Origin of the sequence: Rhizobium sp. CF080 (assembly GCF_000282095.2) — a bacterium.
In the GTDB taxonomy this organism is placed as follows: domain Bacteria; phylum Pseudomonadota; class Alphaproteobacteria; order Rhizobiales; family Rhizobiaceae; genus Neorhizobium.
In genome coordinates this window covers 1091562-1104209 of sequence record NZ_AKKC02000002.1, presented here as the reverse complement: position 1 = coordinate 1104209, position 12648 = coordinate 1091562, and the positions used below count along the sequence as shown (strand labels likewise).

General features: G+C 62.5%; 12 protein-coding genes. 2 read left to right on the top strand and 10 right to left on the bottom strand.

Annotated features, from left to right (window positions below):
• Positions 1-52 precede the first annotated feature (52 nt).
• Positions 53-961, top strand: coding sequence for a LysR family transcriptional regulator (locus PMI07_RS06455; RefSeq protein ID WP_007767226.1), 909 nt, complete (start codon positions 53-55; stop codon positions 959-961).
• Between the two features lie 58 nt (positions 962-1019).
• Here the strand turns inward: PMI07_RS06455 and PMI07_RS06450 are convergent, their stop codons facing one another.
• Both PMI07_RS06450 and PMI07_RS06445 read right to left on the bottom strand, forming a co-directional pair.
• Positions 1020-1601 carry a DUF2239 family protein gene (locus tag PMI07_RS06450; RefSeq protein ID WP_007767225.1) on the bottom strand — a complete coding sequence of 194 codons (582 nt, stop codon included), beginning with the start codon at positions 1599-1601 and terminating at the stop codon, positions 1020-1022.
• Positions 1602-1657: 56 nt separating this feature from the next.
• The gene (locus PMI07_RS06445) at positions 1658-2764 is read right to left on the bottom strand and encodes an acyltransferase (protein WP_245277092.1); all 1107 of its coding nucleotides are present in this window, start codon (positions 2762-2764) and stop codon (positions 1658-1660) included.
• A 170-nt stretch (positions 2765-2934) separates the two neighbouring features.
• On the opposite strand from PMI07_RS06445, the gene PMI07_RS06440 reads away from it, so the two are divergent.
• Entirely contained in the window at positions 2935-3738 is an 804-nt protein-coding gene (locus tag PMI07_RS06440) for an MBL fold metallo-hydrolase (RefSeq protein WP_007767218.1), read from the top strand.
• A 55-nt stretch (positions 3739-3793) separates the two neighbouring features.
• Here PMI07_RS06440 and PMI07_RS06435 read toward each other — a convergent pair whose 3' ends face one another.
• The 8 genes from PMI07_RS06435 to PMI07_RS06400 form a co-directional block, all read right to left on the bottom strand.
• Positions 3794-4807 (bottom strand): amidohydrolase family protein, encoded by a 1014-nt coding sequence (locus tag PMI07_RS06435; protein ID WP_007767215.1) that lies wholly within the window; start codon positions 4805-4807, stop codon positions 3794-3796.
• Positions 4808-4980: 173 nt separating this feature from the next.
• Positions 4981-5760, bottom strand: coding sequence for an IclR family transcriptional regulator (locus PMI07_RS06430; protein ID WP_007767212.1), 780 nt, complete (start codon positions 5758-5760; stop codon positions 4981-4983).
• Positions 5761-5855: 95 nt separating this feature from the next.
• Positions 5856-7106 (bottom strand): LysR substrate-binding domain-containing protein, encoded by a 1251-nt coding sequence (locus PMI07_RS06425; protein ID WP_245277091.1) that lies wholly within the window; start codon positions 7104-7106, stop codon positions 5856-5858.
• Positions 7107-7185: 79 nt separating this feature from the next.
• Positions 7186-8109, bottom strand: coding sequence for a hypothetical protein (locus tag PMI07_RS06420; protein ID WP_007772282.1), 924 nt, complete (start codon positions 8107-8109; stop codon positions 7186-7188).
• 92 nt (positions 8110-8201) lie between these two features.
• Entirely contained in the window at positions 8202-9614 is a 1413-nt protein-coding gene (locus tag PMI07_RS06415) for an aminomethyltransferase family protein (protein ID WP_007772284.1), read from the bottom strand.
• Between the two features lie 160 nt (positions 9615-9774).
• Positions 9775-10479, bottom strand: coding sequence for a GntR family transcriptional regulator (locus PMI07_RS06410; RefSeq protein ID WP_037085321.1), 705 nt, complete (start codon positions 10477-10479; stop codon positions 9775-9777).
• A 209-nt stretch (positions 10480-10688) separates the two neighbouring features.
• On the bottom strand, positions 10689-11561 hold the full coding sequence (locus PMI07_RS06405) for a DUF1932 domain-containing protein (RefSeq protein WP_007772288.1): 873 nt from the start codon (positions 11559-11561) through the stop codon (positions 10689-10691).
• 15 nt (positions 11562-11576) lie between these two features.
• A complete protein-coding gene (locus tag PMI07_RS06400) occupies positions 11577-12632 on the bottom strand; it encodes a 4-oxalomesaconate tautomerase (protein ID WP_007772289.1) in 1056 nt (351 codons plus the stop codon).
• Positions 12633-12648: the final 16 nt, after the last annotated feature.

Genomic DNA, 12648 nt, shown 5'->3' with positions numbered 1-12648 from the left:
AACGGGTGCGGGGGCTTCAGGTTTGATAGCCTATAGGCTATAGGTTATCACCATGTTCAACGTCACGCTCCGGCGCATGGAAGTTCTGGTTGCAGTGGTCGAAGAGGGAAGCTTCGCGGCCGCGGCAGATCGTTTCGGTATCGCCCAGCCCTCTGTCAGCGCGCATATCATGGCGATCGAGAAGGAAATCGGCGGCCAGATCTTCGTGCGCCGCCGAGGCCGCAAGCCGCTGCTGACCGAGATCGGCCGCAGCGTGCTGCAACATGCGCGCGAGTTCCTGGCTGAAGCCGACGACATGCGGGCCGAGGTGGTAAAAATTCGCGGCCAGACCGGCCAGCAGGTGGTCCTGTCCTGCCAGCGCAGCCTCGCGAACTTCGTTTTGCGCAAGGAAATCACAGATTTCGCGCTGGCACGGCCGGATATCCAGCTGGTGCTCCGGATCGGCAAGCAGGAAGACGTTTTTTCCGAAGTGCGCGACGGCGTCGCCGATGTCGGCTGCTTTCTCGGCAACGAAGACCTGCGCGGCGTGCGCGCCGAGATCATCGGTCGCGAAAAACTCGTGCTGATCGCCTCGCCGAACCATGCTCTCGCCCGCCGCAAGCGGATCAGGCCGCAGGATATCGCCCGCTGCGATTTCGTCGGACCGCCGCCTTCCTCGCTGTTCGGCCGCGGGGTCTCCAAACTGCTGGCGAATGCCGGCATCAGCCACGTGAAGGTCGCGGCCCAGGCGACGGAATATCAATTCCTGCGCGAATTCGTGGTTGCCGGCGTCGGCATTGCCTGCTCGCTGGAAAGAAGCGTGGCCGCCGATATCGAACGTGGCATGCTTACGAAACTCGACTTTGCCGGCGACGACCTGACCTTCGACGTCCGGCAGATCGCCTCGATCCGCCGGCCCCTGTCAAAGCCTGCCGCGGACCTGATGGACTATCTCAGGACCCATCATAAGCCGTTCGCCTGAGGTTCATTGCGGCCGGCCCGAAAACTCACGCAAAGACCGATTGGTGGCGTGGCCAAATCTATTTCTTGTCGGCAGTGCCGGCTTCGAATGCGGCTCGCGCCAGATAGCGGGCATGGTCCCGGACATCCCTGGGCCACCTCTCCGTCAGCTCCTTGAAGCGCTCCTCCTGCCCGGCATAAAGCGCCCGCGTCGCTTCCTCGTATCCCGGCTGGTCTCCGCCAAGCGCCCGCATGAAACGGTCGGCCGCCTCCTGGGCCCGACGCCTGCCATCTCCCGCACTGCTGGCCGCGCGTGCTGCATCGACGAGTTTGCGCAGCACCACCGAGGCGCCGCCGGGCTGCTGGCCTAGCCATTCCCAATGCCGCGGCAGCAGTGTCACCTCACGCGGCACCACACCGAGCTTCGGCCGCCCGGGCCGCCGGGCCGCGTGTTCGATGGATTCTGCGTCATCCTTGGGGAGACGGCCGAGACAGTCTTCAAGGGTGCCACGCAGGTCGAGATCGACCGGCTTTCCGGTCGCATCGTCAATGACCAGAACGCCGTCAGGCCCACCGACCTTGATCGCCGTCACGACCTCCACAGGCGATCCGCCCGCGACGCGGCTTTCACCCCGAAACGCTGTCCAATGAAAATCCGCCATCTGCTTCCCCTTATCTGGATGCAGATTTATCCGGGTAAAATGAATGCGTCAATCGATCAGGCAGTCCGCTGCCTCAGTCGCCCGAAACCGTCTCGAAGATGACCCGCGGCGCGGATGATCCCTCGCCGCGCCCCCGGTTCGATCGTCCTTGCGATCACCCAGGCGACGAAAAGCAGTACAGCGACCAGCACCAGGGCGACAAGCCAGCGGTTCCCATCCGTTCCGAACCGGGCAAACACCGCATAGCCGATGTTCTGATGCAGCAGGTAGAGGGGATAGGTGAGACCGCCGAGCCCGATCGCCAATCCGGGCGAAATGCGCAATGACGGCGCCGTCGCGCAGACCGTGACCGCTGCGAGCGCCAGCGGCCCGATGAGCACGAGTCCGACGGCACTGCGGCTCAGCCCGTATGTTTCGACGAAATCCGGTTCGGTCAGGAAGGGCGTGGCCATCGCCCAGCAGGCGGCGGCTGCGAGCACGCAGAGGCTCGACAGGGAAGCGTGCTGCCTCACCTTGTAGAGCGCCAGGCCGAAGGCGAAATAGCCGGAATATTCGGTAATCAGCAGTTTCTGGATCGCACCGCTGCCGATGAAGGCCTCGTTGACGACGGAAATCGCCAGCCACGCCAGCACGACAATGCGCCAGCCGCGCTCGAAAAGACCGGTGGCAATCAGCAGGAAGACCCAGAAGTAGAAAATGATCTCGTAGGCGATGGTCCAATAGGCGCCGTCGAGGAAGGGCTGGCCGAGGCTCCGCGAGATGATCACCCCATGCGCAAGCCATTGCTTGACGGTCGGCGGATCGAGCGTCGGCACATGCCAGACAGCGAGCACGACGGCGGTGATCGTCGCGCAGACGATGAAGGTCGGCCAGAGCCGCGCAAAACGGCCGGCGGCAAAATCATAGGCCGAGCGACCTTCGGCGGACATGGTGATGACATAGCCGGAAATCGCAAAGAAGATCAGCAGGCCCGTATCGAACCATATGGCGAAGGGCGCGAGTTCGGGAAAGCCGATGCCGCGGCCCTCGCCGGAAATCCGCATGCGGAAACCGTAGTGGAACGTCAGCACCATCAGCGCCGAGACAAGGCGCAGGATATCCAGGTTCAGGAGCCTTGGCATCTTCTGGGCCGTCATCCGTTCCTCGGGCGTGAAATAGCTCAAGCCGGACCCTATCGCAGCAGCCTTTGGAAAAGGTGAATCCGTCAGCCAGAATATGAGCGGTCCCGACTGGACGTCGCGGGACGTAAAGCAAAGACTTCCCTTTCCTCGCCGAATATCGTTTCTTATCAAATTCATGACAGGACCTGCCGAGGGTCCTGAGGGAGGGTTCGATGTCGATTTTTCTCTGCAGCGCCTGCGGCACCTCGTTCGGAGAGACGGAAGATAGGCCGGAAACGTGCCCCATCTGTGCAGACGAACGTCAGTATGTGCCGGCTTCCGGCCAGAGCTGGACGACGACGGAAAAGCTTGAGCGGACGCACCGAAATGCCTGGCTTCAGCTCGAACCGGGCCTAATGGCGATCCAAACCGTTCCGGCCTTCGCCATCAACCAGCGCGCCCTGCTGCTGCGGACGCCGGCCGGAAATATACTGTGGGACTGCATCGCGCTCCTCGACGACGCGACCAAGGCGATCATCCAGGCAATGGGCGGCCTCAGCGCCATCGCGATATCCCATCCGCATTACTACACGACCATGCAGGACTGGGCGGCGGCCTTCGATGCGCCGATCTATCTGCATGCGGCCGACAAGGAATGGATCTGCCGTCCCTCGGACCATGTCCGGCTATGGGACGAGGACGCGCTCGTGCTTTCATCCTCGGTCACGCTGGTCCATGGCGGCGGCCACTTTGCCGGCGGTACCGTGCTGCACTGGACGGGCGAGGACGGCAAGGGCGTGTTGCTGGCCGGCGATATCGTCCAGGTCACGCCCGGCGCCGACCATGTCTCCTTCATGTGGAGCTATCCCAACATGCTGCCGCTCAGCGCAGCCGAGGTGGCCGATGTCGCCGAGCGACTGGCGCCCTGGCCTTTCGAGCGCATCTACGGCGCATTCTCGCACCAGAATGTCCGGCAGGACGGCCAAGCGATCGTCGCCCGCTCCGCCAGGCGTTATATCGACCGGCTTTCCAAATGAAAAACGCGCGGGCGTTGTGCGCCCGCGCGTCCGATAATCCCGAAAACCTGATCGCTTATTTCAGGCCGAGAAGCTTCTTGGCATTGCCTTCGTAGATCTTCTGGCGGGTGGCGTCGGAGATGTTCATGTTGTCGAGAACCTTGATGGTCTCGCGGATGTACATCGGGCCGCCTTCCGGATCGAACGGCGCGTCGGATGCGAACACGACGCGGTCTTCGCCGAAGAATTCGATCGCATGCTCGACAGCCTTGGTCGAGCCGAAGCTCGCCGTGTCGGCATAGAATTCCTTGAAATATTCCAGATGCGGACGCTCCAGAGCCTTCAGCACGACCGAGAGATCGCGGTCGGAGGTGCGCTTGCCCATCTGGTCCCAGCCGGCACCAACACGGCCTTCGAAGAAGGGCACCATGCCGCCAGCGTGGTGGGTGACGACCTTGAGGCCCTTGTACTTGTCGAAGATGCGCGAGAAGACGAGGCGTGCCATCGCAGCCGAGGTTTCATACGGCCAGCCGAAGGTCCAGAAGATCTCGTATTCCGAACGGTCTTCGGTCAGGTAGTCCGGGAAGTTGGCGCCGCGCGACGGATGCAGGAAGACCGGCTTGCCGGACTTCGCCATATATTCGAAGAAGGGCTCGAACTGCGGCAGGTCGAGCGGCTTGCCGCTATAATTGGTGAAGATCTGGATAGCGGAGGCGCCGAGTTCCTCGATGTTCCGCTTGGTTTCCTTCATCATCCATTCTTCGTTTTCCATCGGCACGGTGGCGATGAAGGCCGGGAACCGCTCCGGATATTTCCGGCAGAGCTCGGCCATCGAGTCGTTGCCGATCTGGCCGAGATCGTAGGCGCGTTCCGCACCGGCCAGCTTTTCAAGCGGCGGCGAAGCGAGCGACAGAACCTGCTGATAGTCTTCGCCGAACGTGTCCATGACCTGGAAACGGCGGTTGAGGTCGGTCATCATCGGCACCGCGCCGCTGCGCATGGTGACGTCGGTCATCGTGCCGATATAGCCGATCAGGCGATCGAAGAACGGCTTTGGCCAGATGTGGTTGAAAATATCGATCTTCTTCATGGGATGGCTCCTCCTGTCTGTCATGGTGCGGCACCGCGAACTTGGAAGCGGCCAGTGCCCCGAGGCGTTTTAAAATCCGCAAGCGGAGATATGCCGAGGTCTCGGCCACGCTCCGCCGCGGCAAGATGCGAAGACAGATGCCGGAAGTCAACACATTTTCTTGTAATATGAGATTATTGACTCGAAACTTTATGTCGATGCGAAGCGAGCGCAGCGCTGATCTCGCCGGCTGCCAGCAGGACTTCCCCGCCGATTTCCTCCACGAGAGAACCGGGAACCTGATCCTGGGCAATCGTCACGGAAAAGCTTGCAATGGGGCTCTGGCCCGCATCAAAGATCGGCGCCGCGAAACCGATGACGCCCGGCGTCACCTCGCCATAAGCCACGGCATAACCTTTCTTGCGCACCGATTTCAGTCCGTCCAGGACGGTTTCCACGGTATCGCCGGCACCCGCCGCCTGCCATTCGTCGAGCGTGCGCTTGATCAGCGGCAGTAGGTTGCGGCGCGGCAGGAAGGCGACGATGGAGCGGCCGATCGCGCCACGGCTGAGCGGCATCGGCCGTCCGCGCGGATAGCTGCTGATCGCCTCGCGGCTGGAACTGAGCGAATCGACGCAGAGGATCTTTTCGCCGTACCAGCGCACCAGAAGCGCCGTACACTCGTAACGCCCGGTGAGCTTCTGGAGATAGGGCGCGCCGGAAAGGATGAGACTGTCGGATTTCCGCAGGAGGTAATCCATCTCCACCACCCGCGGCCCCAGGGTGAAGCCGGTATTCGGCATGGAGGTCAGAAAACCGCTGTCTTTCAGGATCTTGAGGTAGCGATAGAGTGTCGGCCGGCTATAGCCCAGCTCTTCCATCAGCTCTTCCGGGGTCCATTCCAGACGATCCTCGGTGAAAACCTCAAGGACGGCTTGCAGGCGCTCGAGACTGTTGACGGCCTTTTTTCTCAAGATGCTCCCGCTCTCTGCTGACGGCGCGCGACATCAGACCGGCCGGACCTATGCGGCAATAACGATAACCCCGAAAACTGCAATGACAAGTGGTGCTACTCGGCTGCTTTGAGCGGAGGCAGGCGGCTACCGTCAGAAACGCTGCCCGCCTCCTCTGTCGCCACCACGCGTCGGATCGCGGCCAGATATTCCGCCTGGAGAGCGGTCGGCTGCCAGTTGCGGCGGGTGGTGATGCCGATCGACAGCGGCTTTCCCGGCACGTCATAATTCAGAAGCGTCAGAAACCCCGCCTTCAGCTCATGCCGGAGCTGGTGGCGGGATAGCAGCGCCAGCCGATCCGTCTGCATCAGGATTCCACGCAGCGCCGTCAGAGAGCCGGTCTCGACGGTTCCCTGCACCTGCGGTCCATCGGGAAACTTCTCCGCCAGGGCATCGAACGTGCTGCGGTTGGGGGTGCCCTTGCGCGCCACCACCCATGGGTAGGAAGCGAGTTCGGCAAGCGAAACATCCGCCTTGCCGGACAGCGGGTGGCCGGCGCCGGCAACCACCGCAAGCCGGAAATCGAAAAGCGGTTCCTGGCTCAGAGACGGCGTGAGGCGGCTGCGCAGCGCGCCGATCAGAAAATCGATATGCCCCATTTCCAGATCGCTGAGCAGCTGTTCATAGCTGCCTTCGAGGATTTCGAACCGTGCCAGCGGATGGGTGAAAGCCAGCGACGCGATCGCATCCGGCACGATGGTGGTGCGCGCCATCGGCAGCGCGCCGATCGATACGAGGCCGTCGAACTTGCCGCGCAGCTCCTGCACTTCCTCGGTCGCGTTGCCGAGTTCTTTCAGCGAGAGGCCGGCCCAGCGGGCAACGGCGCGGCCGGCACTGGTGAACCGCATCGCGCGGCCATCGGCCTCGAAAAGACTTGTGCCGAGGATTGCCTCGGCATTACGCGCCGTGCGCTGAACCGCGGCACCCGATTGCTCGAGGATCCGCGCGGCACCCGGAAATCCTCCAGCCTGGGCAAAGGCCTGCAGGGCACGGAGGTGAGAGATCGTCAGCCTTGCATCCGCACCGGCGCCGCGCGATCCGGAATCCGCCTGGAGCTTCTGGCAGCCGGTCCGAATGAGTTCGAGCGCCCTGAGTGACCTCGCCTGAACGACCCGGCCTTCCGGCGTCGCCATGGCATGCCCGGTGCCTCGTTCGAGAAGCCGAATGCCGAAAAGGTCTTCGAGACGGGAAATGGCCTGCGATGCCGCAGGCTGGGTGACGCCGACGATATCGGCCGCCTGCGTCAGCGAGCCTGTGCGCAGGCAGGCGCAGAAAAGACGAATGTGCCGCAGATTGGGATAGTCCACGTATCTGTCCTCCCCTGCCTTTCTCCTCCCGGCAATGGTGAAGCGGGACGGGTCCATCACCTGTCCCGCCTCGGTTAAATCACAGCGCGATGCTGCGCTCGCCGGTCAGCTGTTCGTTCATCCATTCGGCGCTGGCACGGATACCGCCGAGCGGGAAGACATGGATGCTGTCGATCAGGCTTTCCGGATGGGCGGCCTTGTAGTTGGCGATCTCGGTCAGCACCTCGGTCGGCTCATAGGGAACGAGCAGCTTGCTGATGTCCATCGCACGCTTCTGCAGCACGCCGAGCGACGGGCCGACGCCGCAGGCGATCGCGAACTTGATCAGCGTCTGCAGCTTGGTCGGCCCGGCAATGCCGAGATGGATCGGCAGCTTGATGCCGGCGGCGGCAATCCGCTCCGCCCAGGCGATGACCGGCTTGGCGTCGAAGGCGAACTGGGTGGTGATCGCCATCTCCGCATCGGTACGGTCGGAATAGGCCTGTTTGAACTTCAGCGCCTCGTCGACGATCCTGGAACTGCCGTCCTTGTCGATGTCCTTGTTGCCCTCCGGATGGCCGGCGACATGCAGCCGCTTGAAACCGTAGCGGTCGAACAGGCCGGTCTCGATCAGTTGGATGGAACTGTCGAAATCGCCAGCCGGCGTCGAGACGCCGCCGCCGAGCAGCAGCGCCTGGTCCACGCCCGCCTCGTTTCTGTAGCGCTTGATCCAGTCCTCCAGGATCGCAAGGCTTGGAATGATGCGGGAGGGGAAATGCGGCATCACCGGGAAGCCGTCTTCGTGGAGCCGCCTTGCTGTCTGCACCATGTCCTCGATCGGCGTCCCGTCGATATGGGCAATATAGACCCGCGTGCCCTTCGGCAGCAGCGTCTTGAAATCCTCGATCTTTGCGGCCGTGCGCGGCATCACTTCAATGGAATAGCCGTCGATGAGATCCATGAAGCTAGCCGGCTCCGCGGACTTCTCTTCCTGCTTGCCCCTGAACAGATTCAAAAGTGCCATTGTTGTTCCTCCCCCCGTTTAGCCAATGAAAAATGTCCGGTCAGACGGACGGAGCGGCGTGCGAGAACAACCCGTTCTCGCACGCCAGGCCATCAGAGGGCCTTCTTGGTGCGCCAGCTTTCGGCGTAATTTTCACGCGCTTCCTGAGCGTAGGGCACGGCCGCGACACGAACGCGGATCTCAGCTTGGCGGTGGCCCTGCTCGACGGAGGTCTTGGAAGTGCCGCCATCCGGCTCGCCCCAGATGAGCGTCAGGATGTCGTTTTCCTTGATGTCGGCATCGACGACGCCGAGCGACAGCATGGAACGCTCGTTGTAGCTGTAGCCGTTGAACATCGACAGGCCGACGACCTTGCCGTCCTTCAGGACCTTGTCGAAGCTCGACGAGGCATAGTTGGAAAGCGGGAAGTCGATCCACTTGGCGGCCTGTTCGCCCGGCTGGAAGGCCGAAGCGATGACCTTGACGACGTCGTCGGAGTTCCACTCGAAGGTGACCTTGCGGCGCTGCGGGGTCGCCTTCTGCTTCTCGACCGCGGCGCGGCCGACGAAGTCGTGGTCGAACTTGACGTAGACGCCGTAACCCAGTTCGTAGGGGTTCAGGTAGTAGTCTTCGATATTGTCGGAAACGTAGCTGCCGCCGATCGAGCCGCTGGCTTCATAGCTCTGGGCTGAGAGCCAGTCGCGATAGGCCTGCAGTTCGTCACCGGTGTAGATCGCCGGAAGCGGCGACGGGATCCAGCCGGATTCCAGGGTGTTGGTGGCATAGGCGCGGCTGCCGACCGGGCGCAGATCGACGCCTGCTTCTTCGGCGGCCTTGATGATGGCAGCGCGGACTTCGTCCTTCTCCGCATACGGACCCCAGATTTCGAGACCCGGAGCGCCGGCCATGCCGTGACGCAGGGCCTGAACCTTGCGGCCGCCGACATTGATCCAGTCGACGTGGAAGAACTTGATCTCGGGGATCGGGCCGCCGTTCATCTTTTCGAAGACCTTCGGCGCATCCGGACCCTGGATCTGGAAGCGGTAGTGGATGCGGGTGACGAGCTTGCCATCCGGCCGCGAAGGCGAACGCGGGTCGTGGGTCAGCTTGACGTTATATTTGCCGAGCGATGCGTTGTAGAGCAACCAGTTGGCGGTCGGGGCGCGGCCGACGAGAACGAACTTCTCTTCCGTTTCGCGGAAGATGATCATGTCGCCGATGACGTGGCCGGCCGGCGTGACCGGAACGTAGTGCTTGGCGCGGTCGACGCCGAAATTGGCGAAGCTGTTGATCGACAGGCTTTCGAGGAACTTGGCCGCATCCGGACCTTCGACGACCAGTTCGTCCATGTGATGCGACTGGTCGAAAAGAACGGCGCCTTCACGCCATGCGGCCTGTTCCGAACGCCAGTTGGAGAATTCCGGAGCCACGACCGGGTATACATAGATGCCGGTCTTGGAGCTGCGCAGATGCTCGACAGTGTTGCCCGCATCCTTCAAAACTTGAGTGAGATTGGCCTGAGTCACGGAATTCCTCCCTATGGTTTGTCTGTGGCTTGCGATATCGTGTATACATGACGGCATCGCGAGACAAATTCAAGGGGAAATATTCGGCAGGCTTACGATCGCCTCCGGATAGTAAACCGAAGGCTTCCGGCCATCAAAATCTGCGGCAGGCAGCCGGGTCTCAGGAGTTGAGGAGCACCAGGCCGGGAACGGTCAGCATCAGCTCCGGATCCTCGAAGACGGCGTATTCGAGGTTCTTGCGGGCGATACGGGCATGTTCGCGGGCGATGAATTCGGCGCGTGAACCTTCGCGCCCGGCAATCGCCGTCACCAGGGTCCGGTGCTGATCCTGCGCGATATGCAGCGACTGGCGGAAGGCCGCCACGTGGGCCCGGCCGGACAGGAATGCCGATGGCGAAGCGAACGGCAGGCGTGTCGCGCGCTCGACCTCCCGCTGGATCACCGTACTGCCGGAAAGTTCGACCAGCACGATGTGAAACTTGGCATTCGCTTCGGAATAGGCTTCCAGATCCACGTCATCCGCGGCTTCGCCGAAACAATCGTCGAGCCGGGCCTGGATTTCCCGAAGCTGGTCCAATCCGGCCTGCGAGACGCCGCGTTCTGCGGCAAGCCGCGCCGCGGTCCCTTCCAGCACGCCGCGCAGCTCGATCGCGTCGACCGCATCCGCATAGGTGAAGCTGCGGACCACGAAACCGCCATTCGCCAGCCGGTCGAGCAGCCCCTCTTCCGCGAGACGCGACATCACCTCCCGCACCGGCGTCCGGGAAATCTGCAGCGTCTCGGCCAGCGACACTTCGAAAAGCCGGGTGCCGCCGGGATAGTCGCCGCTGAGGATTTTCTTGCGCAGCTCCATCAGCGCACGCATCGTATGGGTCGTTCTCGAGGTCTCTTCCAAATCCACACCTTTGCCTGAGACAAGCCGGCGCAACCTCCGCCTGTCGATCATAAATCTTAGCCATATCTGATGGATTGGCCAAGCCTCATGTATACAGGGGTTTCGGGCTGTGAGCGACACAGCGCATTTCGAACGGAAAAGATCAGCGCGTATACAAGGAAAGCACTGAAGAGGCGGGCTTATTTGCCTTCACGTCGAGCTGAAAGAACCTGGGCAACGGTGTCCCTGAGATCGCCCGTCGGCTTCACGCCGCTTGCCGCCATCTCGTCCTGGACGGCGGCAATCTCGCGGGCAAGGCCGCCGTTCAGCCCCAGCGCGTCGAGCGTGACACCGCTTTCGCGCATCTCGGCAGCCCGCCGGCGGCCGTGCCGGGTGGTGCGCTCGAACTGGTAATCCGGGAATTTCGACCAGTCGAGACCGGGGAAGCTGCCGGAAAGCGAAGCCAGGATTTCCTCGAAACAGCCAGAGGCCTCTGCCGCGAGCAACGCCTCGACGGTGATCGCTTCGAGACCTTTAACAAACACGGAGCGCACCATCTTGATGGCTGTCGCAGAGCCGACTGCTTCACCGGCGATATCGGCGCTGAAGCCGAGACCGCGAAAACGCTCCAGAAGCTCGGCGGCGCTCTTGCCGGCGATCAGGACCGGCGTCGCATGGCCCTTCGGATGGACGGGGGCCATGACGGCCATGTCGAGATAGTCGGCGCCGGTCTCGTTGATCAGCGCCGCAGTCTCGCGCTTGCGGCCCGGGGAGACGGAATTGATGTCGATCAGCAGCGCGCCCTGGCCGAGATGCGGCGCGATGGACTGGGCGGCCTTGAGGCTCTGGTCGGCCGTGACCGCGCTGAAGATCCACTCGGCATCGGCAAGACCCGCAGGCGACGCTTCCGGCCTGACGCCGCGACCGGTCATCGCTGACTGCATCTCACCCGCCTTGTCGGCATTGTCGAGCAGCAGGTCATAGGCACGGAATTCGCCATTCTCGAGATTCGGAGCGAGGCTGTCGTGAAAGGCGCGTGCCGCTTCGCCAAAACCCAGAAATGCTATCCTCATCCCCGTATCCTACTCTCAGTCGCCGAAAACCATGCCGTCGAAAAGCTTGCGCGCCGTGCGCAACACCGCCGCGCGATAGACCTCGCCATCCTTCATGGTCGCGATGACGCTCATTTCGCCGGTCGGATGTTCGACCGACAGCAGCTTCTCGTCGCCGTCCGGAATGACGGCCAGTTCGGACGCCGGGCCTTCCGGCAGAAGGCAGGCTGTCGCAACGCTGACCGCGCCGAGCACACCGATCGCATCATGACACGTATGCGGGATGAAGGTACGGGTCGAGATCGCCCCGCCCGCCGTCGGCGCCGAAACCATGGTCATCTTCGGCACGGACTTCTTGGAAACGTCGCCGAGGTTCATCATCGGACCGGCTTTCAGCCGGATCGCCTCCAGCTTGGCGCGCAGTTCCTGGTTCGCCTCGAGATCCTTGGGGCTCTCTGTGCCGGTAATACCGAGCACATCGCCGCGCATGACGACGCAGGGCATGCCGTTGTCGATCAGCGTGCAGGCGACGCCTTCGATCACGTCGACCGCATTTCCGGTCGGCAGCAGCGCGCCGCAGGAGGAACCGGCCGTATCGGCAAACACGATCGGCACCGGTGCCGAGGTTCCCGGCACGCCGTCGATCCGGGCATCGCCCTTGTAGGTCACCTGGCCGCCGGGCGTGTCGATCGTCGCGATTGCGATCTGCCCGGTGTTTTCCATGAAGATCGAGACTTCGGTCTTTTCGCCCTTGACCGGCACCAGCCCGCGCTCGATGGCGAAAGGCCCGATGCCGGCGAGGATATTGCCGCAGTTCTGCGCGTCGGTGACAATCGGCTGGTCGACGAAGACCTGCAGGAAAAGATAGTCGACATCGACCCCTTCCCGCTCGGACTTCTGCACCACAGCCACCTTGGAGGTGAGCGGATTGGCGCCACCCATGCCGTCGATCTGGCGGGGATCGGGCGAACCCATCACCCGCAGCAGGAAATTATCCCGATCGGCCGGCAGGTCGTCGGCGAGAAAATATCCGCCCTTGGACGTGCCACCACGCATCCACATGCAGCGCACGCCGGTATCAATGTCACTCATCTCAATCTCCCTTCTT